This window comes from Synechococcus sp. GFB01, assembly GCF_001039265.1.
In the GTDB taxonomy this organism is placed as follows: domain Bacteria; phylum Cyanobacteriota; class Cyanobacteriia; order PCC-6307; family Cyanobiaceae; genus NIES-981.
On record NZ_LFEK01000007.1, the window covers coordinates 1 to 25096 of the forward strand.

At 66.9% G+C, this 25096-nt stretch carries 26 protein-coding genes; 7 read left to right on the top strand and 19 right to left on the bottom strand.

The window, feature by feature from the left end; all coding sequences use genetic code 11:
* Positions 1–95: 95 nt before the first annotated feature.
* The 7 genes from SYNGFB01_RS14465 to SYNGFB01_RS01120 form a co-directional block, all read right to left on the bottom strand.
* On the bottom strand, positions 96–773 hold the full coding sequence (locus tag SYNGFB01_RS14465) for a hypothetical protein (protein WP_053068239.1): 678 nt from the start codon (positions 771–773) through the stop codon (positions 96–98).
* A 684-nt stretch (positions 774–1457) separates the two neighbouring features.
* A complete protein-coding gene (locus SYNGFB01_RS01090) occupies positions 1458–1706 on the bottom strand; it encodes a hypothetical protein (protein WP_048016568.1) in 249 nt (82 codons plus the stop codon).
* A 3-nt stretch (positions 1707–1709) separates the two neighbouring features.
* The gene (locus SYNGFB01_RS01095) at positions 1710–2522 is read right to left on the bottom strand and encodes a hypothetical protein (protein ID WP_048016569.1); all 813 of its coding nucleotides are present in this window, start codon (positions 2520–2522) and stop codon (positions 1710–1712) included.
* A gap of 2 nt (positions 2523–2524) precedes the next feature.
* Entirely contained in the window at positions 2525–2761 is a 237-nt protein-coding gene (locus SYNGFB01_RS01100; protein ID WP_048016570.1) for a hypothetical protein, read from the bottom strand.
* 63 nt (positions 2762–2824) lie between these two features.
* Positions 2825–3604 (bottom strand): hypothetical protein, encoded by a 780-nt coding sequence (locus tag SYNGFB01_RS01105; protein WP_048016571.1) that lies wholly within the window; start codon positions 3602–3604, stop codon positions 2825–2827.
* Positions 3605–4308: 704 nt separating this feature from the next.
* Positions 4309–4722: a hypothetical protein gene (locus SYNGFB01_RS01115; protein WP_048016573.1), complete on the bottom strand. Its 414-nt coding sequence runs from the start codon at positions 4720–4722 to the stop codon at positions 4309–4311.
* 65 nt (positions 4723–4787) lie between these two features.
* Complete coding sequence (locus tag SYNGFB01_RS01120; protein WP_235299843.1) at positions 4788–5705, bottom strand: major capsid protein; 918 nt, start codon at positions 5703–5705, stop codon at positions 4788–4790.
* Between the two features lie 120 nt (positions 5706–5825).
* Here SYNGFB01_RS01120 and SYNGFB01_RS01125 point away from each other — a divergent pair, with 120 nt between their 5' ends.
* The 4 genes from SYNGFB01_RS01125 (at position 5826) to SYNGFB01_RS01145 (ending at position 8657) form a co-directional block, all read left to right on the top strand.
* The gene (locus SYNGFB01_RS01125; RefSeq protein ID WP_053068240.1) at positions 5826–6218 is read left to right on the top strand and encodes a hypothetical protein; all 393 of its coding nucleotides are present in this window, start codon (positions 5826–5828) and stop codon (positions 6216–6218) included.
* A 158-nt stretch (positions 6219–6376) separates the two neighbouring features.
* Positions 6377–6583: a hypothetical protein gene (locus SYNGFB01_RS01130; protein ID WP_048016575.1), complete on the top strand. Its 207-nt coding sequence runs from the start codon at positions 6377–6379 to the stop codon at positions 6581–6583.
* Positions 6584–7411: 828 nt separating this feature from the next.
* Positions 7412–8002 (top strand): phage tail tip lysozyme, encoded by a 591-nt coding sequence (locus SYNGFB01_RS01140; RefSeq protein WP_053068243.1) that lies wholly within the window; start codon positions 7412–7414, stop codon positions 8000–8002.
* Positions 8003–8126: 124 nt separating this feature from the next.
* Positions 8127–8657, top strand: coding sequence for an ecotin (locus SYNGFB01_RS01145; RefSeq protein WP_053068244.1), 531 nt, complete (start codon positions 8127–8129; stop codon positions 8655–8657).
* Positions 8658–8712: 55 nt separating this feature from the next.
* Here SYNGFB01_RS01145 and SYNGFB01_RS01150 read toward each other — a convergent pair whose 3' ends face one another.
* On the bottom strand, positions 8713–9399 hold the full coding sequence (locus SYNGFB01_RS01150; protein WP_048016576.1) for a hypothetical protein: 687 nt from the start codon (positions 9397–9399) through the stop codon (positions 8713–8715).
* Between the two features lie 370 nt (positions 9400–9769).
* Here SYNGFB01_RS01150 and SYNGFB01_RS01155 point away from each other — a divergent pair, with 370 nt between their 5' ends.
* Positions 9770–10354 (top strand): sigma-70 family RNA polymerase sigma factor, encoded by a 585-nt coding sequence (locus tag SYNGFB01_RS01155; RefSeq protein ID WP_048016577.1) that lies wholly within the window; start codon positions 9770–9772, stop codon positions 10352–10354.
* 414 nt (positions 10355–10768) lie between these two features.
* Here SYNGFB01_RS01155 and SYNGFB01_RS01165 read toward each other — a convergent pair whose 3' ends face one another.
* On the bottom strand, positions 10769–11065 hold the full coding sequence (locus SYNGFB01_RS01165; protein WP_048016579.1) for a hypothetical protein: 297 nt from the start codon (positions 11063–11065) through the stop codon (positions 10769–10771).
* 260 nt (positions 11066–11325) lie between these two features.
* Positions 11326–13113 carry an alpha-amylase family glycosyl hydrolase gene (locus SYNGFB01_RS12795; protein WP_152669454.1) on the bottom strand — a complete coding sequence of 596 codons (1788 nt, stop codon included), beginning with the start codon at positions 13111–13113 and terminating at the stop codon, positions 11326–11328.
* Between the two features lie 618 nt (positions 13114–13731).
* Between SYNGFB01_RS12795 and SYNGFB01_RS01180 the strand changes: the two genes are divergently transcribed.
* The gene (locus tag SYNGFB01_RS01180) at positions 13732–14061 is read left to right on the top strand and encodes a hypothetical protein (protein ID WP_235299844.1); all 330 of its coding nucleotides are present in this window, start codon (positions 13732–13734) and stop codon (positions 14059–14061) included.
* Between the two features lie 243 nt (positions 14062–14304).
* Here the strand turns inward: SYNGFB01_RS01180 and SYNGFB01_RS01185 are convergent, their stop codons facing one another.
* From SYNGFB01_RS01185 to SYNGFB01_RS01215, 6 genes are all read right to left on the bottom strand, one after another.
* Positions 14305–14928 (bottom strand): DUF1295 domain-containing protein, encoded by a 624-nt coding sequence (locus tag SYNGFB01_RS01185; RefSeq protein WP_048016581.1) that lies wholly within the window; start codon positions 14926–14928, stop codon positions 14305–14307.
* Positions 14929–16760: 1832 nt separating this feature from the next.
* Positions 16761–17411, bottom strand: coding sequence for a CatA-like O-acetyltransferase (locus SYNGFB01_RS01195; protein ID WP_161795827.1), 651 nt, complete (start codon positions 17409–17411; stop codon positions 16761–16763).
* A gap of 90 nt (positions 17412–17501) precedes the next feature.
* Positions 17502–18101, bottom strand: coding sequence for a LysM peptidoglycan-binding domain-containing protein (locus tag SYNGFB01_RS01200; protein WP_048016584.1), 600 nt, complete (start codon positions 18099–18101; stop codon positions 17502–17504).
* A complete protein-coding gene (locus SYNGFB01_RS01205; protein WP_048016585.1) occupies positions 18082–18624 on the bottom strand; it encodes a hypothetical protein in 543 nt (180 codons plus the stop codon). Before SYNGFB01_RS01205 ends, SYNGFB01_RS01200 begins: the two co-directional genes overlap by 20 nt.
* A complete protein-coding gene (locus SYNGFB01_RS01210; protein WP_048016586.1) occupies positions 18617–19123 on the bottom strand; it encodes a hypothetical protein in 507 nt (168 codons plus the stop codon). The genes SYNGFB01_RS01205 and SYNGFB01_RS01210 overlap by 8 nt, the downstream gene beginning before the upstream one ends.
* Positions 19120–20703 carry a DUF4055 domain-containing protein gene (locus tag SYNGFB01_RS01215; RefSeq protein WP_072061508.1) on the bottom strand — a complete coding sequence of 528 codons (1584 nt, stop codon included), beginning with the start codon at positions 20701–20703 and terminating at the stop codon, positions 19120–19122. Before SYNGFB01_RS01215 ends, SYNGFB01_RS01210 begins: the two co-directional genes overlap by 4 nt.
* 414 nt (positions 20704–21117) lie before the next feature.
* Between SYNGFB01_RS01215 and SYNGFB01_RS13940 the strand changes: the two genes are divergently transcribed.
* A complete protein-coding gene (locus SYNGFB01_RS13940) occupies positions 21118–22119 on the top strand; it encodes a hypothetical protein (RefSeq protein ID WP_152669455.1) in 1002 nt (333 codons plus the stop codon).
* A 74-nt stretch (positions 22120–22193) separates the two neighbouring features.
* Here SYNGFB01_RS13940 and SYNGFB01_RS01220 read toward each other — a convergent pair whose 3' ends face one another.
* From SYNGFB01_RS01220 to SYNGFB01_RS01230, 3 genes are read right to left on the bottom strand one after another with little or no spacing between them, the layout of a single operon-like run.
* Positions 22194–22754 (bottom strand): sigma-70 family RNA polymerase sigma factor, encoded by a 561-nt coding sequence (locus SYNGFB01_RS01220; protein WP_053068247.1) that lies wholly within the window; start codon positions 22752–22754, stop codon positions 22194–22196.
* A complete protein-coding gene (locus SYNGFB01_RS01225; RefSeq protein ID WP_152669456.1) occupies positions 22754–24406 on the bottom strand; it encodes a terminase in 1653 nt (550 codons plus the stop codon). Before SYNGFB01_RS01225 ends, SYNGFB01_RS01220 begins: the two co-directional genes overlap by 1 nt.
* Positions 24406–24945: a hypothetical protein gene (locus SYNGFB01_RS01230; protein WP_048016587.1), complete on the bottom strand. Its 540-nt coding sequence runs from the start codon at positions 24943–24945 to the stop codon at positions 24406–24408. Before SYNGFB01_RS01230 ends, SYNGFB01_RS01225 begins: the two co-directional genes overlap by 1 nt.
* Positions 24946–25096: the final 151 nt, after the last annotated feature.

Sequence of the window (25096 nt, forward strand, 5' to 3'; positions counted from 1 at the left end):
TCACCAGATCACCCGCACCAACCTCCAGGGTCTGCTGGATCTGGAGTCGCCGCCCTCCACCACTGCGCTGCACCCAGCTCGCCATCGCTCACGCCTCAGGCCGTCACAGGCACGCGACGAATCGCCCGCCAGTAGCGGTTGGTGGTCTTGTTGCCGGCCCCACAGAAGCCATCCATCCAGCTCAGGGTGCGCTGCTGGGTGGTGGTCGAGCCCTGGGTCGCAACCCCGTAGATCTGGCCCATGTCGAACGCCTGCGACTGGTTCAGCCGGAAGGCGGCCGCTGGCGTCTGGCCGGGGCTGGTGTCGTAGCCGAACTCACCCCGCTGCGGCACCGCGTAGGGGTTCACACCAGCACCCGGCCCCTCGCTGTTCGGGAAGTCGCCGCCGCCCTCCGGCTTGAGGTTCCAGTAGAGCGCCAGCATCTCGAACTGGCTGGGGATGTACCAGTCGTCGTGGCCAGCGATCGTGAGCGCACGCGCCCAATCGGCCGCTGCATGGCTGCCTGCGTCGGCGGCTGCCTGCGTGGCCGCCAGGCCGTCGAACGTGCTCTCGGTGCCGGCCGAGGCGGTGTTGGCGCTCTTCCAGGCCAGGCCTGAGGTCTGGCCGCCGCTCTGTGGCGCCACGATCAGGGCGTGAGTCGCGGTGCCCGTGCCGGCGAGCGAGTAGAGGCCTCCGTAGTAGCCACCCTCCAGGGCATCACCCAGAGCCGGCAGGCTGGCCAGTGGAATCCCGGCAGCTGCTGGATCGAGCCGGTACACCTCCCCCGTTGCCATGTCCAGATACAGGTCACCCTCGATCGCGCCCTCGATCGGCCCTGTGGGAGCACCGCTGCGACGAACCAGCCCGTGCCGCGCGCACCCGCAGGGCCCGCCACACCCTGTGGCCCGGCAGCACCCGCAGGCCCCTGAGGTCCGGCTGTTCCTGGGCTGCCGGGCTCTCCGGGCACGCCCTGTGGGCCCGTCGGCCCCGCCGCACCCTGAGGGCCGGCAGGACCGGCAGGGCCGGAGATGCCGCCGAGATCGATCCAGTCGCTGCTGTCGACGTCCCAGACGTAGAGCACGTTCTGGCGGCCGCCGCTGGCGGTCACGACCACGTAGCCATCGCCCTCGGCCTGGCCCGTGCTGGGCAGCGCGGCCTCGCTCGCCACCGACCCCTTCATGTTGATGCCGGTGCCCGCAGGTCCCGGAGGTCCCGCCGGCCCGGCAGCCCCCTGAGGCCCCGCCGCCCCCTGGGATCCGGTGCTGCCGGGGCTTCCGGGCTCACCCGGCGGCCCTTGAATCCCCGGGCTGCCTGCAGGCCCCGCCGGCCCTTGCGGCCCTGGACTACCGGCGACGCCCGCCGGGCCCGGCACACCCTGCGGCCCGCGGATCGATCCGGTGTTCTGCCAGCTCATCGGGTCTCAGGCTCCGCCTGATCCCTATTGCCATTGACGGATCCGCAACCCCGAGAGCCCGGGATCAGGACAGCACCCAGCCGCTGCCGCTCCAGCGCCGAGCCGGCTTCTCCACCCAGGCGCCGCCCAGCCACACCCGCACCGGCCGGTTCAGCCAGGCACCGGCAACCCAGACCTCTACCCCGCCACCCTGCGGCGACGGGCCCTCGAGGCCAAAGAACTCGGCTGTGACGAGTGCGCCGCCCGCTCCCCGGTCCCAGGCATCGGCACCGCCTCGCCAGGGCAGGCGCGTGCCTCGGACATCACGGGTCATCGATCAGCCCGCCACGAACCGCGCCACTCCCTTGCTGGTGCCGGTGGTGGTGGCGCTGCAGAGCTGGATCAGGCTCAGACAGGCATCCGGGGCGATCTCCGGCAGCCCCAGCGCCGCCCAGTCGTACATCTCCGCCTTGTTCGCCACCACCGTGAAGAACCCGGCGCGGTAACGGGTGCAGGTCACACCGAAGCTTCCTGCCGTGCCGGTCGTCGCGCTCAGCTGCACGCCGTTGACCGCCTTGATCCCGTTCTTCCCCGGCGGCGGCAGGACCTGATACAGGCCCGAGGCGCGGCTGGTGGCCACCAGCGGCACCGCCACCGTCTGGGTGCTGTCGTCGTCGCACACCACCGTCACGGTGGCCGTCACTGCGGTGGAACCGGTGTCGGCGTACCACTCCAGCCACCACTGCAGCTGGCTGAAATCCTCCGCACCGATCCGCTCTGCAGAGACTCCAGCAAGAGTGAGGGGCAGGTTGGTGGTCTGCAGCGTCGCCAGATTGCCCACCAGACCGCCCTGATGGCAGAGCCTGTCATGGATCTCCAGGGTGGCGGTCGCCAGGCTGGTGGCCACATCCACCCAGGCCAGGTAGTTCGTGGCGGGGCTGGCGAACGGCTGCAGGTTGAAAGCGCCGAGCAGGGTCCGGTCGCAGACCGCCGTCGCCGCCGGGATCGCGCCCTGCCCCGGCTGGCCGGTGGCCCGCCACAGCGAGTAGAAGCGTCCGGCGACGGCATTGCTGATCGAGGCCTTGTCGAACAGCACATGCCGGGAGTTCGCCAGCGCGGCGATCAGCTGGTCGCGGCTCGTGATCGCCATGCTCAGTTCGTGTCGATCCAGAGATCGCCGGGGATCGGACTCACTGGCGGCGTCGGGCCGACGGTGAGCCGGGAGGCATCGAGCTTGAGGGTCAGGGCCTGCTGCAGATCGACCTGATCGGCCAGATCACCATCGATCGCACCCCAGGCCGCCTCAGGACCAGCCGGCCCCTGAGCACCTGGCGGGCCCGCAGGCCCGGCCGGACCACGGATCGAGTGCCCCAGGGGCCACCAGCCCATGCCCAGCCGTTCCCCGTCTGCTGGCTCTTACCAGCAGGCGGGCCCGCCGGGCAGCAGGTGCACTCAGCCCACAAGTTCGTAGACGGTGCCGCTGAGCCGGTCGAGGTAGAAGTCCCCCGGCGCCGGCGGCGGCTGCGCCGTGGCCTGCCAGTCGTGTGTCGGTGGGCCGTCGCCGCCGTACCAGCGCACCCCCCGGCTGGCGGCACCGGAGCCGTGCATGGCCACCAGCGCCGGCTGGCCGTCCACCGGGCTCGGCAGGAACGCCAGCCCGCCGTCGGGGTGCAGCCGCAGCTGCCACTGCTCGTTGCGGCTGCCGTCGAAGGCGTTGCCGATCAGGCCCGCGCCAGGCACAAGGGCCATGCCCACACCCACCGTGGGCGGATCCTCCCCGGGCCGCGGGGCCGTCACCGGCACCGGGCAGCCGAGCAGCGCCACCTCGAGGCTGGCCACCAGCAGCCCCACCTGCACGGTGACCGTCAGGTCCTCAGGCATGGGGTACACATGCCGGGGTTCGGGCACCCGGGAGTCAAAGGGCGACCACGGCACGGTCTCGCTGCTCCCATCACCCCAGCTCACCTGGATCGGCTGGGGCGGCAGCGCCCGCGGGTTGATCGTCAGCACCACCGCCCGCGACAGGGCCGGCTCGTCCCAGCGCGCGCGCGACGGCATCCAGGTGAGCTCCAGCTCCAGCTGCGGCACCGGCGCCTCCCGGAAGCCCAGCGCCAGCCAGCGCGGCACCTCATGGGGCACCACCCACTGGCCCCGGCCCGGACAGCCGATCGGAGGGAGCACGCGCACCCGATCGCCCAGCTGCTGCGCGCTCAGGGCCAGGGGGTAGGGCATCAGGGGCGCACCGGGCTACTGGCCTTTGCCAGCCGGAGCAGGGATGGAAACGCCGGCCGGAGCCTGTTGACCTCCAGCCGGCTCACCATGGCGCCGCTCGCCCTGGNCCCTCAGAGCAGCAGATCGGGCACCGCCAGTTCATCGGTCCCGCCAGGCACCANGGCCTCGGTGTCGCCACCTCCGCCCTCGCCCTGACCATCGCCTGTAGCCGTTGCAGCCTCGGCCTCCATCGCGGCGGCCAGATCCTGGGCCGCCGCGACGAGTTCGGCCTTGGTCTGGCTGGAATCGAGCATCACGCCGTAGTGCTCGGCCGCGGTGGCGATGATCTCGGCCTTGGTCATGGCCTCAAAGGCCGGCAGCCGGATGGGAGCCACAGCGACGGCCTCTGTGTCAGCGCTTCCCTCGCCATCGGGCTCGCCGCCGCCGCTGGCACCGCTCAGCTCAGCCGCCGGCTCAGGCCCGGCGTCGTGGTCGCCCTCACCACCACCATCAGGCGGCGCCCCAGAGCCATCCCCATGGAGCTCGCCATCCTGGGTCTCGTCGTCCTCCTCCAGCTCCAGTTCCGGCGGGTGCACCGTCCAGCCCAGCTGGCGCCAGCCCTCGGCATGGACCGGATACACCACCCGGTCCGCCTCGCCCTCCCTGGAGATCCGCAGCATCCCGCTCGGCACCACAATCGCGCTCATGGAGTTCTCCGCTCAGGGTCAGTGGGTGAGGCCGGCATAAGCGCCGGCCGGAGGGGCCGGTGCAGCCAGCACCCGCGCGTAGACCATGCAGGGCGGAGTCACATTCGGCGCATCGGCGGCAGNCACCTGCAGCAGCGAGCCGCCGATCGGCGCTTCCACCTGGCCGCCGCCGGCCGGGATCGCCACCTCGGCCGCCTGCACCCAGGTGCCCATCGTGCCGTCCTTGCGCTCCGGCGCCACCTCCAGCGTGAAGGTGATCGCGCCGGCGGCGCCGGGGTGGGACGCCAGGAAGGTGAAGCCATCGGCCGCATCCAGCGGCGTGCTCAGTTTCACCGTGGTGCCGGCGGCGATCACCCGCTCGTCCTGATCGGTGGCGGTGTGGTTGATCCACCCCAGCAGCGTGGTGGCGGCATCGAGAAGTCGGTTGCCCATCGGTCGTGTCCTCAGCAGAAAGGCAGAAGCAGAAACAGCAGGTCAGATCAGGAGGCCAGCTCGCCTCAGTTCACGGCCGGGCCGATGTTGAACAGCCGTCCCACCGAGCGGTCGTGGCAGACGGCAAAGCCCACGTACCAATCCACCCGCGTGCGGAACACCGGCGCGTCCTGCACCTCACCGAAGTCGCGCACCGAAATCCCATAGCGGCCCTCGAACGGGCCCTGCAGACCCGTCACCATCTCGTCGCCGAGGGCGCAGCAGTAGAAGCTCGTCGTGCTGCCCGCCTCCCCGAAGCCCAGCACCGGATGGCCGTTGGCGTCCTCATCCACCACCAGGATCTCGGTGTCCTCGAACCAGTGGCGGCCGTCGATCACCTGATACAGATCACCACCGGCCTCGCGGCTGGCATGGCTGATCTGGCGCCGGCCCGCCCGGCTGGTGAGCAGCACCTTCTCGCCGCCGTTGGCATTCACCGAGTCCACCAGCTGCTCCAGGCGGGTGAGCTTCACGGTGCCGCCGTCGTTGTCGATGGTCTGCTTGCCGCCCGGCACCAGCCGCTTGCTCAGACCATCGAACGCCCGTGGATCAAAGGAGGCGTCGCCGTTGATGATCGCCGCCTCCAGGGTCAGGCGCATCGAGCGCACCTTCTGCTCGGTCTGGCTGGCGCGGGCCTCCGGGCCGTTGAGGTCCACGATCGAGCGGTCCACATCCAGATCGCCCCCGAACAGGTGGACGAACTCGGTCTCGTTCTTGATCGCCCCCAGGCTGCGGCGGTAGNCCTCGTTCACCGCCCGGAAGNCGACGCGGGGCAGCTTCACCTCCTTGGCGAACTTCAGCGCACCACCGGCGAGGTTGCGGAACGGCAGGCGGCGCAGCAGTTCCCCTTCCGCGAAGGTCTTGGTGACAGCGAGCCGGTCCACCCGCGTCTCGTGCTTCATCGCCTCGATCAGGGTGAGGCCCATGGTCACTCCCGGGGCCACGGCCCCAGCAACGTCACCACCTATTGCCAGCAGGCAAGCGGCCGCAATCCGCCCAACCCAATCCGCCGCCGCCCGGGCTGAGAGGACGCTGCAGCAAGCTGGGGTTCAGTGAGATGTTTCATGTCCACAACGACCCTGGAGCGGCCGGCCGTCCTGCTCGCCGCCCCCAGAAGCGAACCCAGGCAGCAGCGGCAGAGCGCGGATGCTGCAGGCGCCAGGGGTTTCAGCAGCACCAGCGCCGGCAAGCGGAGAAAGAGCAAGGCGGGCAGCAAACGCAGTCACGCCATCAGCAAGGCCGACTGGGGCCCCTTGGGCAAGCATCCCGACCTCGATGCGATCGTCGCCCGCCAGCGGCTGCACCTGCCGCTCTCCGGCCGGCTCAGCGAGGCGCAGGTGAACCAGGCCTGGAAGCGCTGCGCCGGTGAGCACCATCCGGACCGCGGCGGCGAGCACAGCACCATGCAGCTGGTGAACGGGGCGCGGGATCTGCTGCTGGGCCGTTCCCTCAGCTGACGCCTGAGGCTGAGCGGGATAGCGGGCGGCACGGCGCGCTCCGTTCTGGCCGGTTCGCCTCACCGCGCCAGGGCTGAGGCAGGTGCTCGCGGTGCTCGCACCCTGGCGCGGCTCGGGCGTCTCCGGCCATCGGGATCGCGTTCCTTGCCTTCCCCGCCATGGCCCGCACTCCCCAGGCCTGCCCGATCCGTCTTGTGGCAGTGCACCTGCTCTCCGCCGCCGGCGAGATCTCCCGCATCCTCTGGCTCGATGCCGAGGGGCATCTCAGCAGCCAGCCCCACTGGCTGCCGCGCGAGCAGGCGCTGGTGATGGCCAGCAATCAGCAGCTGGTGATGGGCAGCAGTGCCGAGGTGCGGGTGCTGTAGCCCGCCGTCCCGCAGGGGGCGGTCGTCCGCCCCCGCAGCTCCGGCCTGGAGCCGCAGTCCTGGCAAGAGAGGGGAGCAGCCCTGAGGCCATGCCCCCCATGTCTCCCCAGCGGTTCCTCGAGCGCTTCCGCGCCTTCAAGGGCCAGGAGCAGCAGGGCCGCGGCGTGCTGCTCCTCCACCAGGCCATCAGCCAGCTCGAGGGCGGTGCGGCGATCCTGAGCGAGGAGGCGCCCTGGGCCGTCGCGTTCAGCAGCAAGGTCGAGGCGCCCAAGCCCGCCGCCAAGGCCCCGCCACCCCTCGATCCCCGCGGCAGCGAGGAGGCCGGCATGGCCGGACCAGCCATCAAGGCGCCTGTGAAGGCGGGCGACTCCTATCTGCTCGTCAATGACCGCGACCAGGACATGGANGCCTACGACCACACCGGCCGGCTCCTCTGGAAGGTGCCGGCACTGGCCCGCGGCCANGGGGCCGACAGCGAGTGGCGCCACACCGCCACCGACACCCCACCCGGTCTCTACAGGCTCGGCATCGTCCACCGCGACTACGAAAAGGTGGGCGCCAACCCGCCGCGGGATGCGACCCTGCAGCCTACGGCTGGTACAGCTTCGACATGGTCGAGCTGGAGGGTCAGGAGAAGACCGTCGGCCGCGCCGGGATCATGCTCCACGGCGGCGGCACCGGCTGCGGCTGGCCCGGCGNCTGGGCACCCAGGCAGACGCTGCTGCCCACCCTCGGCTGCATCCGCGTCCACAACATCGTCCTGCGCGACAAGATCCTTCCTCTCTACGAGCAGGGCACCGTCTACGTGGGGGTGTTCCAGGAAAAAAAGTGAGCAGCGGGCTGCTATCACGGCCTGAGCACGCCAACCTGCAGAGCTGGTTCGCCTTCCTCACCGGCCCGGACGTGGAGACCGCCAGCCGGGGCCGCATCCAGCCGTTCACCGCAGCTGAGGCCTGCGGCTTCCTGGCCTGCATGGTCGTGGAGACAGGCAGCCCAGATCTGGCCCGGCTCGATGTGATCGAGACCGGCAGTGGCGGCGGCCGCGGCGCCATGCAATACACCGGGGTCAGGCGCTCGGCCTATGAGCGGGCGCGCAGCGCGGCGCAGGCGAGCGGCATCGACACGGGAAGCAACGCGTGGCAGCAGCGCTACTTCGCCGAGGAATACGCCGGCCTGCACGATCCGCCAGGGGGATCGCTGATCGGCTGGTCGCGGGTCNTCGAGCAGAGGCCAGGAGGCATGAACGCAGCCGAGGCGGCGGCCTACTGGACAGGCTCAGCCGCAGCAGGCAGCGGCTACTTCCGCCCGAGCGTGCCGCACCTTCAGCGGCGGCAGCAGGAGGCCCGCAGGGTGTGGGGGTTGCTGAAGGCCGGAGAGCTGCAATGGCCCGTCTCGCTCAAGGACAGCTCCAGGTGTTGAACAGCCGCCGACAGATTCAGGGCGATGGTGAGGTGCTCGTTCAGGCACTCTTTCGAGATGTCCACCCGTTCAGGATCGGGGGGGCTCATCCAGGGAGGATGGCCATGCTGCAACAGGCGGATCCATGGCCAATGGCGCGAGTGGCAGGACTCTTCGGCTTGCGGCCCTGCCCCTTCTGATCGCTGCCGCTGCTGCCCCCGTCCGGGCCATTCCCCGGCTCGACCTCAAGCCCTACCCGGCACCTGGAGCCGGTGAAACGCGCTGGGTGATCCAGCTGCCGGGGGTGTTGCGGCCCAGTCCTGATCCGGCGATCTCGTCCGATCCAGCCGACTGGCGCGTGGAACTGATCGTGGGCAAGGAGCTGGAGGTGGACTGCAACCGCCAGCTGCTGCAAGGCCGCATCACCCCGGAGAGCGTGCCCGGCTGGGGCTACACCGTCTACCGCGTGAGCGGCGCTGAGCGGGGGCTGTCCACGCTCATGGCCTGCCCGCCGGATCAGACCCCGCGCCGCGCCTTCGTGCCCCTGGCCGGAGAACCCACCCTGGTGCGCTACAACGCCAGTCTGCCGATCGTCATCTACGCCCCCAAGAATCTGCAGGTGCGCTGGCGGCTCTGGAAGGCCGAGACCGGCCAGCAGAAAGNCGAGAAGCGCTGATCAGCCCGCCTTGCGTCAGGGCACCCGATCGCAGNCCCCCCCCTGCCGAGCGCGCTCAGCGCTCCGCCCAGGCGTTGAACAGCCGCCGCCAGATCGGCGGCCGCAGCATCCGCCCCCGCACCACCCGGCTCAGCTCCAGATACAGATGCTCCAGCCGCGCCGCATGGGGCAGGCCCGACGGATCCGGTGGGTGCTGGTCGGGATCGTCGAACTGCATGTTGATGATCCCCACCGGCAGCTCCTCCAGCATCACCAGCCGGCCGTAGAGAAAGGCGATGCGGTTGCGCAGCAGGTAATCCCGGCAGCCCGTCGGCAGATGCGGTCCCGCCTCCACCAGCCGCCAGCCGTGGCGGCTGTTCTGCAGCAGGTCATCCACGTCATCGCGGATGCGATCGATCGGCATGTCCCGCGTCTCCACATCCAGCGGCAGCCGGCCCGGGGCCACGTAGCAGCTGATGATCGTCGCCCGGGTGAAGCCATATCCCGAGATCGACATGCGCGGGTTGTAGAAGCTCCCCAGCGCCACCCGCGCCGCACCCGTGAGCACCGCCACCTGGGCCAGCAGCTCCACCAGGTAGCGGGCGTCCTGCTCCGAACCCAGCAGAGCGCCGACGCGGCGCAGCACCGCCTCGCGCAGGAAGCGGCGCCACACCAGCCAGCCAGCCACCCCGATCAGCAGCAGGCCATCGGCCGAGAGGGTCAGGTTGATCGGCGCCGCCGGTGTCCTCGGCAAGAGCGGCAACGGGCCCTGCCGCGGCGGCGGGGCCTCGGGNCNNNCGGGGAGAGGGAGATGCAGCGGTCCCGATGCTCTCCTGAGCGGCAGGCGGATCGGGAGTCGCGGCGCTCATCGGATCAGGGAGCACGGCTGGCGCAAGCAACTGGCGGGGAGCGGTCGGACTCCGCGGAGCTGAGCTCGCCACACCAGCGGTTACCAGCAACCAGGCGGATCCGGCTCGATACACCTTCCCTATGCGGTGGATGGGCATGCCTGGCCGACGGGGACGTGGGGGCCGGCTCTGCCGAGTGGGGCGGGCAGCCTGCGGCTCGGCNGGCACTCAGCTTGGCCACTCGTTCCGCATGGCCTGGATGCGCGCGTTCTTCGCCGCACGGGCATGCCCCGCACCCACTCCCAGGCCGATGCCCTGTTCCACCAGTTCCGCGCTCTCGCCGAATCCCACGCTCTGGGCTTCCACATCCGCGGCGGGCGTGTGATCGAGCTGGAGGATTGCCGCCAGGTCGCCCAGATGGCCCTCTGGCTCGCAGCCAGCCGCATCGAGGATCCGATCTCCGCTCCCGCCTATCTCTCGCGCTGCATCCGCGGCGCCCTGCTCCACCACGCCCGCGATCTGGGCCGCGCCATCCGCGTGCCGCGGCGGGAGCAGGAGAAGCCCGGCGCACACCACCCCTGGGTGCTCACCTCCCTCGATCAGCCCTGCCCCAGCGGCGAAGGCACCCTGCTCGATCAGGTGGCCGAAGCGGCGCTGGCCCCACTGAGCGAAAGCCTCAGCCATGAGGCGGCAGCGCTGGAGCAGGTGTTGGATCAGCTGCCGGCAAGGCAGGCGGCCGTGCTCCGGCTGCGCCACCTGCAGGGCCTCAGCTGCCGGGAGGCCGCCGCGCAGCTCGGTATCTCCGCCATGAGCATCAGCCGCGATGAGCGCAAAGCGCTCGCCCAGCTGCGGCGGCAGCTCCGGCCCTGAGGGGCCTGGGGCCAGAGGCCCCGGCGCCAAGGCCCCGGACGCTGTGGCCTCTGCCCGCTCAGGCCGGGCTCTGGTCCTGGGCAGCGACAGTTGACGCACCCGTGCGCACGGCAGGGGGAGCAGGGCGGAGCGCGGGTGCCGTGCGATCAGCAGCAATGCGCGGATCAAACAGGCGAAACAACAGGCTCAGGTCCTCTCCCGCCCAGCTCTCTCCCGTCAGGGTCTCCAGCTTGGTGCGCACGANTCTGCTCCAGCTCCGNCCCCCTGCACTGCTGCAGCAGCGCCGGCATGAAGGGATCCAGCTGGGCCATCACCAGCGGCGCCGCCCGCAGGATCCTGCGCTGCACGAACCGCCGGGCGATCGGCTTCACCAGGGACTCCATCAGCCCCAGCAGCAGAAAGGCGATCAGGAGATCAGGCAGGAGTCTCATCGTCCCCAGAGCGGCGGCGGGTGTAGCGGCCCAGTGCATTGCGCGGCTGAGCTGGAGCCGGGCCTGTGCCCCCGCGACCGAGGCCGCTGTCCATGAAGTACGTGGCCGCTGACTGGCCCGCCAACGCCACCGCCGGCAGCACCAGGCTCCAGCGGTGCTCGCAGGTCTGAAGATCCGGCGCACGCAGCTCGCAGACGCCCACAAAGGCCATCAGCACACCGATCTCAGCCGCCACCAGGGCCAGGATCGGCGCGGTGTTGGTGGACCTGCTGGCGGTCATGGCCTCGGCGGAGGAGGGCGCTACCTCCTGTTGCCAGGTTCAGTGTCCCCCCAGCTCGGCGGGCCTGTGCCCATGCAGGCACGCCTTCACCTGATCACTGGCTCGACCTACTCGCAGGCCCGCGAGCAGGCTCTCCTGCTGGCGGGCGATCAGCGACTGATCGTAAGTTTCACCATCCAGGTGTTGGTGTTTGGAGGGGTTCCTCGCCTGCCCCAAACGGCCCCAGGCTTTGAACGTGGCGGGATGGCATTGCCAAGGAGTCAGATGACCTGGGTAAGGATCTGGAACTCCATCGGCTGGAGGGTCACTTCCAGACTGGCGGCAGGCCCAACTCCTTTGCGGACAGTCCCGTCCCAGAAGACAGCAGCATCAATTTCCTCTACCGGTACGATAGCGCCAGAAGAACCAAGATTTGAAAGGACCACTTTGAAGTTGACGACGCGATAGTTGACGGTTCGATCGATCTGGACATGTCCCTTGAATGTATTGGTTGCTGAGGTGTTGGAAAGAACCAGCACCTCCCGATCACCCAGAATACGCGAGAAACAGATCGGCTGCCCAATACCCTTGGCCGGTCCGAAGTCGCTTCCATTTCCACTGACTGGACGGAAGTACTGGCGCCCGTAGCGCAAGGCGGGATTGTCCAACCGGTGATCGGAAAGACCACGAATCCAGCCAAACGTGGACCCAGTCATATCGAAAGCGTTAGGCTTCCCCCAAAGGGCTTCACGAACTCCTTCAAACTGGGCCAGATCAGGATTGCCATTGGCATCAACCGTGCCGCTGAGATCCTGCTCGGTTCCGTAGTACAGACAGGGTATGCCTTGGAGGGTGAACAGCAGTCCGATCGCCTGCGTGACTTGAGCGTCGGGGGTGAGGGGATGACGAATCCGCTCGGACTGGTCATGGTTATCGAGAAAGGTCACGAAAAAGCGACTGGCCTCTCCATGGGAGGAAAGCAGTTCAGCTTCGTTATCTTTGCGCATCTCAAATAGCGCAGGCAGTCGCTGAACTTCTTCCATGCCCTTGGGTAACCTTCGGAGAAGCTGAAAGAGGGGGAAGTCTTTTGCAGCATCGATACCGAAGCCTTCGCGCACGCCAGCATTTCTGCCAACAAAGCGAGCCAGAGTTTCATCAGAATCCCAGACCTCACCGAAGGTGAAGAAGTTGCGCTTCCCTAGCGAAAGAGCGAATTCGCGAATTGCATTTCCAAAGAACTGCAGCATGACCGGATCAACGTACTTAGCGGTATCGATTCGGAATGCGTCAAAGTCATAGCGTGCGATCAAATAACTATACGCTCGCACCAGCAAGGTCAAGACGGGATTGGCACCCCAAAGGTCATATAAGGAGTCCCCGGGGTTCACGGCATACTCCACAACCAGCTGTCTCATGGTGTCAAAGTCGCCGACAGCAAAGCNTCGCTCGGAGGAAGGCCAATCGGGTACATCACTTAGCTTGGAACCACGACGGCGGAAGAAATCCTTTCGAAAATCGCGTGCCGGATGCACAGCATCATCGGGGTGCAAGGTGGCGGGATCTGGCGGCGGGCCACTCCAGTCGGCCCGAGGCTGGCCGAGGCCATTCAGCCAGGCGATCTCCGGCTCCATCCCGGCAAATGGGGCAGAGCGCAGGAGATCCCAGTTCTTATAGTTATCCACCAGCTGGCCGTTGACCCAATAGTCAAAGACTCGAGCCATGTGATTGAGGACAATATCCAGGATCACGTACAGGCCGTGGTCGTGAGCGGCATCGACAAGCTCCCTAAGTTCCTTTTCCGCCGTATCACGCGTGCCATCTGATGCAAAGCGTGAATCCACGGCCAGCAGATCTTGGGCCGCGTAGCCGTGGTAATTGTACTCCCAATCAGCCGCTGGGTTCTTCACAACCGGCGTGATCCAGATTGCTCCCACACCAAGCTCCTTGAGATACCCCAGACGATCCTTGATGCCATTGAAGCTGCCACCTTGATGACGTCCAAATCGACGGTTCCATCCCTGCTGACCACTGGCCGGAGTTCTTGTGGGATTGTTAAAACGGTCAATCATCAGGAAATAGATCCAGTGATCACGCCAATCCACTGGTGAGGGGAAGGGGGGACGTCGTCCCCAGATGACCCAGCTGCAGACGGACGAGCAGCAGCTCGCGCTGCCTCGATCTCCGCTTGCACGAGGGGATCAAAAACAGTATCAGGAGTGACAGCCATGGACGGAACGGACAGGATCTATCCCTGACCCTGGCAAGGGCAACTCCATGCCAAGGAAAAGATCAACAGAATCACACATCTNGGCTTCAGCATTCGCAGAAGCCGAGCTTCACTTGGGAATGGATGACCGCACTCTGTCAGCAAAAGATTGAGTTAGAGGGTGTCCAACCAGCGCATGAGCAGACGCTGCCGATGCATGCCCTCGATCGCCGTTGCCGGCACAACGGACAGGCGGGCGCCAGGTGAGCGGGTCTGTGTGATGTCTGCGGCATGAGCCGCATCAAGGGCCTTAACCATGTCGATGCCATCGCCCAGGGACCGGAGAAGAACCCCACGAAGCGACTGACACCTCAAGGGGAGCACCCCTGCCGGGGCGAGCCGCCCCAGGACAGTCGATCCACAGCGGACTGCACTGAGCATGGGTGCGCCATCAGGTCGGCACAGCACGGCATCCGAGTGGGTGCGGTGGCTGGCCGGCGCGGAACCCCTCCGCAGCCTGCCCCTGCGGCTCGCGCTGCTCAGCGCTACGCCTGCGGGGCGTGTGGTCGGTGTTCTCCGCACCACACCAGCCATGGCCACACCCCAAGGCCCCGTCTGCGAAATCCGCTTGCTCATGGTTCACCGCTATGAGCCCGGCACCCGCAAGAGCGGCAGTGTTCCCTGCGCAGTCGAGCACGTCGGCCGGCGCGGCAAGCCCGTCAAGAAGATGCGGCTGATCCCCGCCGAGAAGGCGTTCGCCCTGGCCCGCAAGCTGCAGGGCACCCCGGGCTGCACCGTCTCGGTCTGCTGAGCCTTCGGGCTCAGGTCCGGCCCTGCAGGGGCCGGACCTGCTTCCCGGCAGGGTTCGGCCCAACTGAACAGACACGCGGTGTCCACGAAATTGGGGTAACCCCATTCATCGGCAGGGGTGGCGAGCCTGTCCAGACGATGTGCTTCGAGCCGACCATCACGGCCCGCCGGATCGCCCGCAAGCTCCGGGCTGGCTGGCAATCAGTGGTGGCCGGCTGACTGAACGCGCGCAAGGCCGTCAGCGTTACCCACGGCTGCCGAGCTTTGGAAGCAACAATCCGGAGCGCTCTCGATAGGCTTCAAAATCGTCATAGCGAGACAACGACTCATCCTTCCGGCGCATATTGGGGAGGAAGACCGCAAAGAAAAAGCCTGCCAACACGACAAAGGGCTGCCAGTGCATGGAGAGCAGGGCAAAGGATCCATAGATCAGCAGCTCACCAAGGTAGTTGGTGTTGCGAGAGCGGGCGAAAAGCCCCTCATCAATCAGTCCCTTGTGATAGCGCAAGGTGTAATACTTCTGGGCGTCACTGACGTAATGCAGAAACACCCCGAAGATGTTGAGTGCCACGGCCCCTGCAACAATCGGCGCCGGGACCTCCACTCCAGAGGAAATCAAAAGGAACGGCGCCAGCCAATAAAGAGCCAGCACCAGCAATCCGGCGATGGCCATACCCCAGCCAACGGGTTGCTGCCATTGCCGGTCTGGATAGATCCAGTCCTTGAGAAGCCAGAGCAGGCCATAGGTGCCGTGAAGCGCCAGGTACACCCACGCCGCCACCGAACCGTTGCCATAGATCCCCATCAGGGCTGCCACCACTACAGGCGTGGCGCCCTTGTGCAGGTTGATGACGTGACGCAACTGCATGACAGACGCTCAGGCAAGGCTGTGATGACGTTGAATCCTATGCACGACAGGCTCTACGCAGCGACTGACAGATCAGCCCCGAGCTTCATCCCCCATCAGGGCCTAATGATCATCCATGGGGTGATTTCAACCTTGCTCTCTGATGAATCCCAGGTCTGAGGGTCCAACACTCCTGGGGCACCACCAGCGGTTGGGGGTGAGCGGAACGGCGGGCAGCAGGGCTGAGGCAGTGGTCCCTGACACACGGCTTACACCTTCCCATGATCCAGCGGGGAGCCAGCAGCCCCTTGCCCCCCAGCGTCCCGTTGTGGAGCAGCGGTGGCCACGAAGTCAGGGGAAGCCCTCCGAGGGCTGCACTGGCCCTTGGCGCCCCCGCCAGAGTGTGCTGACGGAAACGGTCGATCTCCAGATTTCGGGAAATTTCGGACGCACTCGGGCCGCGTTTCTGGTATTTGGGGGTAATANCCCCTCTTGAGGCANGGGGGTGAGGTGATCGCTTGCTCGGCAGGTTTCCCGGCTGCGGGTTGGCTGCGGGGTTGAGATGTCCTGGCTTGGGGGTGGTGGTGTTCGGTTGAGGCTGGCTCCCTCGCTGCGCTTGCCTCCGCGGCCGCTGCGCCCGCCCCCGCTGGTACATGGCGCGGGGGACAAGCGGGTCCACGTGCAGCGATCGCCGGAACCGGCGTACCGAATCCGCGTGGAGCGACAGCAAGAACGCGCCGATGCTCCGTGGGGGCGGGCTGCCCCCGCCTCTCTGGGTGAGCGAGAGCAGACAGATCAGCGCCGGGCACCTGCCGGCTTGGCTGCGAACGAAGCCTGGTAGAGCTCCGACGGGCTCATGTCCTGCAGGTTGGTGATCTGCCCGTTGCCGTCGAACTCGGCGATGGAGGTCGCCGGGCCGAGGNCGCCGCGCTGGGAGAACAGGAAGCTCAGCACCGGGTGGGTGCGCAGGCTCTCCACGTGCTCACTGGCGGCGAGGGTGCCGCCGTCACCGAGCAGCACGTTGCCCTTGGAGTCGATGGGCTCCAGCCGGTCGCGGCCGTTACCGTCCTTCACCAGGCGGAACTCACCGCCCACCTGCTGCTTGAAGATGTCGAAGAAGCTGCCGCGGTTGTCGCCGCCGCTGCGGCCCTCGGCATCGAAGAACAGACGCTCCAGCAGCCGCTCCTTGCGCAGCTCCTCGATCTGGCGCAGGGCGTCGTCGCGCTCCTTGGCCACGGTGCGCACCTTGCGGTCGGCATTGGCCTGGAGCTGGCGCTCGCGGTGGGCGATCTCCCGCTCCAGTTGCACCTTCTGCCGCTCCGCTTCCTGCAGGCGTTCGTATTCGTCAGGGTTGATCTTGGAGAACTGGGCCAGCTGGCGGCGCATGGTGCGCAGCTCCCGCTCAAGCTGGTTGGTTCGGCGGCGCTCGGCCTTCAGGGCCTCGCTGATGCCATCAGCAGGAGCAGGCTGATCAGCGGGCTCATCGGCCGGGTCGTCCGCATCGAGGTCGTCGGACTCGGCGCCGAGTTCGTCGTCCTCGCCATCCAGATCGTCGTCGCCGGCACCGGCGGCATTCGGATCGTTGTCGTCGCCTTCGTCAGCGCCAGGGGGCTGGTTGGGCCATTGCTGCTGCTGGCTGCAGGTCACCAGCGGTTGCTGCGGTGCCTGCAGCTGATTGAAGAAACGCTTGCTCATGGGTCCACCCATCGCGGCTGTGGTTGGCGTGGGCACCCCATCGAGGCTGTGCCCACGCCAGCTATTGCCACGTCCGCTGACGGATGCGCGGCGTCCATCAGCGATGAGGCTCAGCTCAGGCCTGGCCGCCCGAGCCCTCCCACCGGCTCATTCATCCCTCAGCCCACAACCTCCTGCGGGTGCCGGCAGAGATGGGACAGGTGGTCGAGCATTCGGGCCACATGCACACCATCCACCAGGGCGTGATGCGCCTGAACGGCGATCGGCAGCAGTTCTTTGCCGTCGCGCCTAAAGCTGCGACCGGTGCTGATCAACGGAATCGAGGCGTATGCGGGCGTGAACGGATGCTGGATGCCCGTGAAGCTCAGCCAGGGCAGGTGGGTGAGGAAGAAGCGGTCATCCAGACCTCCCCGGAACTCCTGGTTCGGATGCTGCCGAGCATGCTTGAAGGCATCACGAAGGCTGGCGTAGTCCTCAGCGAAGCTCCCGCAGTAGAAGGCGTCAGCAAAGGAGAAGCTCTCGTCCTCCAGGGCCACATTGATCGAGGGATGCACCCGTGGGTACTCCAGCAGCACCCCATCGACGATGCGGTGACGGAAGCAGGAGCTGGCGTTGATGGCCCGGCTGATCAGGCAGCAGAGGGTGGTGTAGAAGCGCAGATCACGGGCCGCGATGAACTCCCCGTAGCCGCTGATGTCGATCTGGCTGCTGATGGAGAAGACGGGTACCTGGTGGTTGCGGAAACACTCGAACAGCCGACGCCGGGGGTAGCGATTGAGATCCACCGGTGTGCCGACCTCTGAGGGCATCACTCTCCGGTGCTCGCTGGTCTGCTCCCCCATACCCATCCCCCAGGCGGCCGCAGCATCATCTCCGCTGCGGCGGGCTGAGGACGGTGTTCAGGGCACGGGCTCAGGCTCAGGTTCAGGCTCCGGATCCACATCGAGGTAGGAGCGATCGTCCGGGTCCGCAAAGGAGCGGCGCCGGGGCGGCAGGTGCAGCCAGCCTTCGGGCAGCGGGGTGGAGGGTCTAAACAGGGGCACCAGCAGCTCCTGCCCCGGATCGAGGGGTGTCGAGGGCCGGGTCAGCGGCACCACGAGCTCCGCACCCACCGGCAGCGGCTCGGACTGGCTCCAGAAGTCGTAGGTGGGCGCGTTGTACTTCCGTAGCGTCGCCGGGGTCGTCAGATAGAGCTCGGCCAACGACTTGAGCGTCTCGCCCTCGATCACCACATGACCGCCCCAGCGGTGCACGTCGGGGTTGTTCGCCATCAGCCACTCCACCGTGGTGCCGTACTGGCCGGCCAGCGACAGCAGCGTGTCGCCCCCAGCGGTGAGCACCGTGTCCAGGGGCAGCAGGAACGGGTTGAGGCTGCGCAGGGTCTGCACCGTGGTGCCATAGCGATCGGCCAGGCCCTGCAGGGTGTCGCCCGGTTCGGTGGCGATCACGCGCTGGGGCTTGAGCACGAAGTCGATCGCCTCACCCAGCTGCGGCTGCACCAGGCGCCGATACCGCCCTCGCCGAACGGGAAGCCGGCGGTGAGCAGCGAGCAGCCCAGCAGCTGAGCACGGGGTTGCGGAGGCAGCACCCCGGGGCTCTGCAGGGCGGAGAGATCACCCAGCCAGGCAACGCCAAGCTCCACCGGGGGCTGGAGCACCCGCGGCCGCGGCGTCCAGGTGAGCTCAGGTTGGTGAGGTCGGAGCGCGGCGCCGGTTGGTGGACAGGCCGCAGGGCGTGGCTCTGCCAGGCGAGATCAGCATCCAGCCAGGTCCAGGGATCGGGGCTGCCGGCCGGGAGCTCGGCGCCGCGGGTGATGAAGCCGGTGCAGAGCAGATCGCCATTGTCCTGGCCGGGGCCACCGTCGCGGCTGGTGAGCAGCTTGCGCTGCTTGATGAAGGCCTCCAGCACATGCCAGGCGATGGTCACCGGCATCTGCGCGCGCGGGTGATCCACCAGCGGCAGCAGCAGCCGCACCGACGCATGGGGCTGGAGCGGTGTGGGCAGCGGGGTTGGCTCAACCACGGAGCAGCGGCCCCGAGAAGCGCTCGCGCTGCTGCGGCCGCCACTGCTCCAGGCGAGGCAGGATCAGCAGCAGCTCCTCCACATGCCGCTGCCGCTGGCGGGCCGGATCCGGCGCGGCCGGCGCCGTGACCTGCTCGGGGATCGCGTACTCAGTCGACACCTCCTCGAGCAGCAGCTCGGTGGCGTACTCGATCACGTCCAGCTTCTTCTGCGGCAGCTGCTCTGGCACCGGCCCGGCGGCGCCCTTGCGTGTCACTTTGCGGATCAATGGCTCTTGCGGCACCACCGCACCGGGTTCCCCCGGCTGCGGGGGGTGGTCGAGCAGGGCGATCGCATCCAGGTGGGCCCTGGCCGCCGGAATCGCGTCGGGGTAGTGGCGCTCCAGCGCCGCCATCTCGTCGTTGATCGCGCGGATCGAGGCCGGCGAGACGGGGATGCGCAGGGCGACCCGGAGTGCCTCCAGATCGCTGGGCCGCCAGGTGTGAGTGGAGTCGCTCATTGGCCTTCAGGGACGTGGATGGTGTCGCTGCTGCCGTCGCCAGCGGGGTTTACCACGCCGGGCATGGCCGCCAGATCCAGCTGGTGCCGCAGTTCGGCGTCGGTGACGATCCCGCGCTCATGCAACTGCAGCCACTCCGCGATCGACGGCAGCGGCCGCGGCGGCGGCGTCAGCGGCGAGACGGTGAGCGACACGCCGGATTCGGGATTCTGCTTCTCGCCCGTCAGCGCGCACCAGTGCTCCAGCAACAGGGAGAACACCGAGGTCTTGCGGGCCGCCAGCGACTGCAGCAGCGCGAAGGCCTGGCCGGCCGTGAGGCTCACCTCCGATTCACTGCGGCCCGGCCCCCGGTTCTCGGTCGGCACCAGCGCGTCGCGGCGCATGGTGTCCTCCAGGTGCAGCAGGTGGGCGCGGTGCTCAGCGAGGCTGCGGGCACGGATCTCCTTCCAGTTGAAGTCCGCCCCCTCGGGCAGATCGAGGAAGGAGTTGGTGGAGAGCACCAACTGCTCGGGCTGGCGCGCCTCTCCCTCCTCGCTGGGCACGGTGCCGTAGCGATCCACCACGCCGGTACGCACCCCCACCGGCAGGGCGCAGCGGCTGAGCAGGTCCTCGTACTCGGTCTTGAGCCGGAAGTGCGTCAGGTACTGGTGCGCCAGGCCCAGATGGGGCAGGTCGCCCTCACCGAACTGGGCACCATCGGTGGCGTACCAGACCGCCGGCAGACGGCTGTGGCCCTGGAGCTCCTGGGGTTTGCCGGCTGGCCGGGCCTGGTAGCCGCTGGGGTGCGCCGTCGAGCGCTCAGGGGTGATAGAGCGAACGGTGAAGCCCTCGGTGGTGAGTAGGAAGCGGGTGTAGAGCCAGTCCTCGATCCGCGGTGTCTCCAGCAACTGCCCATCCGGGCCCACCAGCAGCACCGGCGTGGCGCCGAACTGCAGCGGGCGGACCGGACGCCGTTCATCACGGCGGATCCAGAACTCAAGCAGCGCTCTGCTGTCGCTGGCCAGGCGCCAGTCGAGCAGATCAGCGCGGGGCACCAGCAGCAGCCGGGGCAGGGAGGCGCGGTCGCCTCGGGCGATGGCGTCCAGGCGGTGCCCTTCTGATTCGTGGCCGGTGACAGGCGGCAGCACCAGCACAAGGCAGCCGCCATCACGCAGCACCAGCAGATCGGCGATGAACAGGAACACCGCCAGGTCGGTGCCCATCCCATCCACATCACCGATCACCCGCTTGAGCGAAGCCGGCAGCGCCCGCCAGTGCAGGAAGCTGAGCATCCCCGCGTAAGTGCGCAGCGCATCGCGGAAGAAGCCGGTGGGCTGGGCGTGCTGGATGCGGGAGGCGTAGACAGGATCGGGCTCCTTGATCCCCTGCGGCAGATAGGGCTTGCGCCGGCAGGCCCCATCCGGGGCCCTCAGCAGGTTCCAGGCATCCAGCACCAGCTGCAGCCGGTCGCTGATGGCCGTGAGAGTCGGGTGCACGTGGGCCCAGGGCGTGTCCACCGCCGCCTTGACGGCCCTGGCGGCTTCCTCAGCTGGGGAGAGCTGGCGGAAGCGGTTGCGCCTCTGGTGGGTGCGAGAGGGCAANGGGGCAGCAGTAAGTACTACGGGCTATTGCCATCGATCGTCGCAAGCAGGTGCAGTCACAAAAGGACAGGCCGGCGGAAGTGCAAATGATCACTCTGGCGCGGTATCCCTGTAGAGAAGCAGCTGTCAGAAGTCCCCCAAGAGCTTCCAAACAGCTCGTCGTCCAGCATCCTGACAGAGATGCAATGCGACCATTGCATCACGCCGCCGTATCAGATCAGACAAGATTAACAAGCGCTGCCGGTAATATGATGCCTGAGTCTATGGCAGTCAAGAAAAGACGCTCTATACTGCCATAAGGTGCTCAGCAAAAGAAAATGGTTGACTAGCCCAAGCATTGTAAGATCTGCGACCACCAAGGGCATGGTTCTAAAGCTTGCACAAGTCAAAGGGACCTGGGTGTACTTGATCCCAGTGTCCGGCCTGCGCCTCACGGATGCCGTCAAAGAAGAGATCGTCATTAATCGAGTAACATTTATCTCAGTCAGAAAGCTTGTCCGCGTAAGAAAGCGCCTTGGAATACCCGAGCCCATATCGCATTTGCGCAGTCGATATTCCATGGTTGAGTTCCTCAATCGCCCTGATCAAGTTGTAGCAGTGCTAAGGCAAACTGGAAGGCCCCACGATATCGATTCAACAGTTCGGAGAATAGTCACCGAAGAATTATTCATCCTAGCCGCCTCTCAGCTTGGATTTAAAAAGAGGCGATACAACTCTTACCCAGTCATTGGCGGAACAACCGCAAGGCGCTTTGCGCACCTTTGTATTAATACCAACCTTAGTGGAGGAATATGCTCTGGAAGAACAGCCGGGAAATTGCACGATCTAATTACGGACGAACGCTGGATTGCATACAACAGGAATGTTTTTTTCAAGAATCTGATAGAGACTCTTGAAGGAAGGCTCAAGGTGGAGGCGTCCTGGAAGCAGGCACTGCGCAAAGTTGCTCTTCTAGTTGGCCAGAGCCAGTCTTCTAGTGACGTGGCGCATGCTTTTCTTTTAAATATGATTGCTATTGAGGTTCTCTTGGTAGAAGAGCAAGACAAGCAGAAGGATGCCCTTCCAGAGCGTGTTGAGGCTTTTATTGGCTGGGTAGGCTACTGGCATACCCGTGCATACGAGAAGAGGCTCAGAGAAGCATACAAAAAGAGGTGTCTGTACGTTCATTCTGGAGCTTTTTCTGAAATACAAATCAAGGATCTTTTGTTCATGGATGATATTCTGTTAAATGTTTTGGCGAATATACTGGGGCACCCTGCGATCTTTGTCTCCAAACGTGCAGTCATTGAATTTTCCAACAAAGTGTCCGCGGAAAAGATACTGGGCCTACAGCGGCCTGGGAAGTCGCGAGTTCGGCCAAAGACTCTTCTTCATATCTCACGTCAGTATTCCGAAAGCGACCTGGCGGAGATCTAGCAACTAGAGGCACTAGGGATGGCGATGATTATGTGCCTTGATTCAGCCTTGCCGCTTGATTGAAGACTTGAATCTCAGGTATCAGGCTGCAACGCCACAACCGTCACCGAGCAGGCCTCCTGAATCTCGATCCAGCGCTCGCCGCTGATTCCCAGCCTTTCGGGCACCATCCCCGGCGGCACCCCCTGCCGAAGCAGCTTCTGCCCACTGGCATGGAGATCCCGCCAGGTGGGCGGCACCTTGATCGCAAAGCCCGAATCGCGCAGGTAGTGAATGATCTCGCCGTTGGCGTAGGTGCGGGCATAGGGACGGAACGGCCGACCGCCTGAGGGATTGAACCGCTCGGCCGCCTTGAGCAGCCCGATGATCGCCACCTGCCGCAGATCCTCGAAGGGATGGATGGTGCGGCGGGCGAAGTTACCGGCGATCGCATCGGCCAGGTCCAGGTGCTGCAGCGCCAGGGCGTGGGCCGCGGCGCGGGGATGGGGGGTACGGCACCGCCGGCGGCGACCGGCACCCGATGGAGTGTCCGGTGCCGCCGGCAGATGCCCAGTCGTTGAGTGCTCCGGTGCCGGCGCCTCGGCTGGCTCGTCCTGCGGAGCCTGTGTGTGAAACAGAGAGAGCTGCTGACCCATCAGCGCGACAGCAGCAGCGGAACGGGCGCGTCCTTGACGCCCAGGCCCTTCCAGTAGCGCTCCTCCAGCCACAGCGCCCCGTGGCAGAAGGCGTCGGTGAGGTCTTTCGTGCCCTTGGGGAAGCGCGGCAGTTCTTCGCTGAGCGGCTCAGCACGGGGGTGGAACGCCACCTGCCCGGCTTCCAGCAGTGGCGCAACGGCATGGGCGCGCAGTTCCTTGCTGCCGCGGGCCGGCACCGGCAGCAGGCCGCGGATCTTGCGCCTGAGGATCTGCAGAACGGCAGGGCCGTTGGCCGCGTCCTCCACCAGCACTGCGTTGGGCCGCAGCCCTTGCTGCTGTAACGCCGCGCTGGCGGCCAGCAGGAAGTGGATGGTGCCGGGCAGGCCCAGGCGTTTGCGCACCGCCCACAGCACCTCGATCTCCAGCTTCTGCGTTGCCTGGCGCACCTCCCGGTGCGACGCCTGGCCCGGATCGGGCGCCAGCAGGCCCATCAGCACGAAGCCGCAGTAGCAGCTGTCGTCCTCGTCCTTGAAGGTCAGATCGCAGGCGAGCACCAACGGCGCGAAACGGCGCTTCTGGTTGCGGGGGAAGGGGCCGCGCAGCCAGGCCCGCTGGAAGATGCCTCCGGTGGCTGGAGCGGGCCGCTGCTGGTAGAGAGCCGACCACCAGAAGTTGCCGGTGCGGGCGCGAATCTTGAGCAGCTCCTGCAGCGGAAACCGCTCCGGGCACAGCGCCTCGCCGGGCGGCCGCCAGTCGGGCTCCACGGTGACGGTGGGCGGGTACTGCGGGCGCTCGGACGGGTGCTCGGCAATGGCGGGGAGGTCGAGCACGTGCCAGTGCTGCGGTGCCTCCTCCAGCTCCTGTTTGAGGAGCCAGCCCACCATGTCCTCCTCATCCCAGCGGGTGAGCACGATCACCTGGGCCGAGAGGTTGCGCTGCAGCGCCCCCTCACCCGCATCGATGAAGGAGGGCTCAGCCCGCAGGAACCACACCGACTTGAGCCACTCCACGATCCGCGCCCTCACCCGGGGCGAGCCGGCGTCGTGGGGCCCTTTGTAGGGGTCATCGATGATCCCGAGGCTGTAGCCCTTGCCGTTGAAGGGGCCATCCACACCGGCGGCGATGCAGCCGCCGCGCATGGGGGTGAGCCAGTTGCCCACCGCGGCGGAGTCCTTGGAGAGCGGGTTGCCGGTGGCGCGGTAGAAATGCCGTGCCTCGCGGGAGTGGGCGTAGGCCAGCTCACCGCTGTAGCTCGCCACCGCCGCGAAGAGCTGCGGGTGGCGGTAGACGAAGTAGGCCAGGAACAACTTGGAGATCAGCAGCGATTTCCCGAGGCGCGGCGGGCAGGTGACGATCAGGCGCGAGAGCTCGCCATCAGCGATCTGCTGCAGCAGGGCGATCAGCACCAGCGCCCAACGGTGGAAGCCGTAGGCGGGGAAGGCCTCGGCGATGAACTCCCGCAGGCTCAGCGGTGCCGCAGCCGCAGCGGCCAGGGATGGGTCGCGGAACCCAAGCACGCCGCAGTCGCGCCAGGGGTCACCGTGCAGAGGTGAGAGCAGCAGGCCGCCGTCACGGCCGGCGGTCTGCACCGGGGCGATGACGCCGCCGGCAGGTGGGCTGGCGATGGGGCTGGCGGAGAGGCTGCGCACCATCAGCCCCGCAGCCCGGCTCCGTGGCCATCCGGGGCCTTGATCGGCGCCCGCAGCAGGCCACCAATCTCGGCGATCACCCGGAAGGCACCGACAGCCGCCGAGAACTGCTCGGCATCCATGGCGCGGCGCGCGCACTCATTGAGCGCAAAGATCTGCTCGGCCTGGTGGCGGCGCCGGTCAGTGATCAGCTCCTCCACCATCCGCTCGCGCGCGATGGCGAGGTAGCGGCTGACGGTCTTGATGTTGCTGACCCCCCAGTCCTGGGCGGCTTTTTCCCTCATCACCGCCAGCGGCAGGCGCTGCGCAATCCACAGCTGGGCCTCGGCGATCCGCTGCTCCACCTCCATATGGCTCGGGCGCGGACGGTGGTTCTTGCTGCGCCGGCTCCTTGGTGGGTTGCCCTTGCCCACCGGCCTGGAGGGATCCAGCGGCGTCGGCAGCCACTGGGGCCGGCCGTCGTCGTCCTGCTGAGGGGCTGCAACCCGGAGCTCCTCCACCGGATCGAGAAGTCCATCAGCAGCACCGCCGCGGCCCGCCACACGTCATTCAGCAGTTTTGCTCTCGCGAAACCATAACCCGGCTTGCACTGACTGCCCATGGCAGCGGCCACTGCGGTCATTCATCAGCACCAGGAACGGCGGGACCCTCAGGGCACGACAGCCGTCCCGGCCCAGATCCCCTGCAGCGCAG

What these genes read in the sequence shown, in the direction of transcription:
- SYNGFB01_RS14465 (WP_053068239.1), bottom strand. Translation starts at nt 773, where the DNA reads ATGGCAACGGGGGAGGTGTACCGGCTCGATCCAGCAGCTGCCGGGATT.
- SYNGFB01_RS01090 (WP_048016568.1), bottom strand. Translation starts at nt 1,706, where the DNA reads ATGACCCGTGATGTCCGAGGCACGCGCCTGCCCTGGCGAGGCGGTGCC.
- SYNGFB01_RS01095 (WP_048016569.1), bottom strand. Translation starts at nt 2,522, where the DNA reads ATGGCGATCACGAGCCGCGACCAGCTGATCGCCGCGCTGGCGAACTCC.
- SYNGFB01_RS01100 (WP_048016570.1), bottom strand. Translation starts at nt 2,761, where the DNA reads ATGGGCTGGTGGCCCCTGGGGCACTCGATCCGTGGTCCGGCCGGGCCT.
- SYNGFB01_RS01105 (WP_048016571.1), bottom strand. Translation starts at nt 3,604, where the DNA reads ATGCCCTACCCCCTGGCCCTGAGCGCGCAGCAGCTGGGCGATCGGGTG.
- SYNGFB01_RS01125 (WP_053068240.1), top strand. Translation starts at nt 5,826, where the DNA reads ATGTCCACAACGACCCTGGAGCGGCCGGCCGTCCTGCTCGCCGCCCCC.
- SYNGFB01_RS01130 (WP_048016575.1), top strand. Translation starts at nt 6,377, where the DNA reads ATGGCCCGCACTCCCCAGGCCTGCCCGATCCGTCTTGTGGCAGTGCAC.
- SYNGFB01_RS01155 (WP_048016577.1), top strand. Translation starts at nt 9,770, where the DNA reads ATGCCCCGCACCCACTCCCAGGCCGATGCCCTGTTCCACCAGTTCCGC.
- SYNGFB01_RS01165 (WP_048016579.1), bottom strand. Translation starts at nt 11,065, where the DNA reads ATGACCGCCAGCAGGTCCACCAACACCGCGCCGATCCTGGCCCTGGTG.
- SYNGFB01_RS01185 (WP_048016581.1), bottom strand. Translation starts at nt 14,928, where the DNA reads ATGCAGTTGCGTCACGTCATCAACCTGCACAAGGGCGCCACGCCTGTA.
- SYNGFB01_RS01195 (WP_161795827.1), bottom strand. Translation starts at nt 17,411, where the DNA reads ATGCCCTCAGAGGTCGGCACACCGGTGGATCTCAATCGCTACCCCCGG.
- SYNGFB01_RS01210 (WP_048016586.1), bottom strand. Translation starts at nt 19,123, where the DNA reads ATGAGCGACTCCACTCACACCTGGCGGCCCAGCGATCTGGAGGCACTC.
- SYNGFB01_RS01220 (WP_053068247.1), bottom strand. Translation starts at nt 22,754, where the DNA reads ATGGGTCAGCAGCTCTCTCTGTTTCACACACAGGCTCCGCAGGACGAG.
- SYNGFB01_RS01225 (WP_152669456.1), bottom strand. Translation starts at nt 24,406, where the DNA reads ATGGTGCGCAGCCTCTCCGCCAGCCCCATCGCCAGCCCACCTGCCGGC.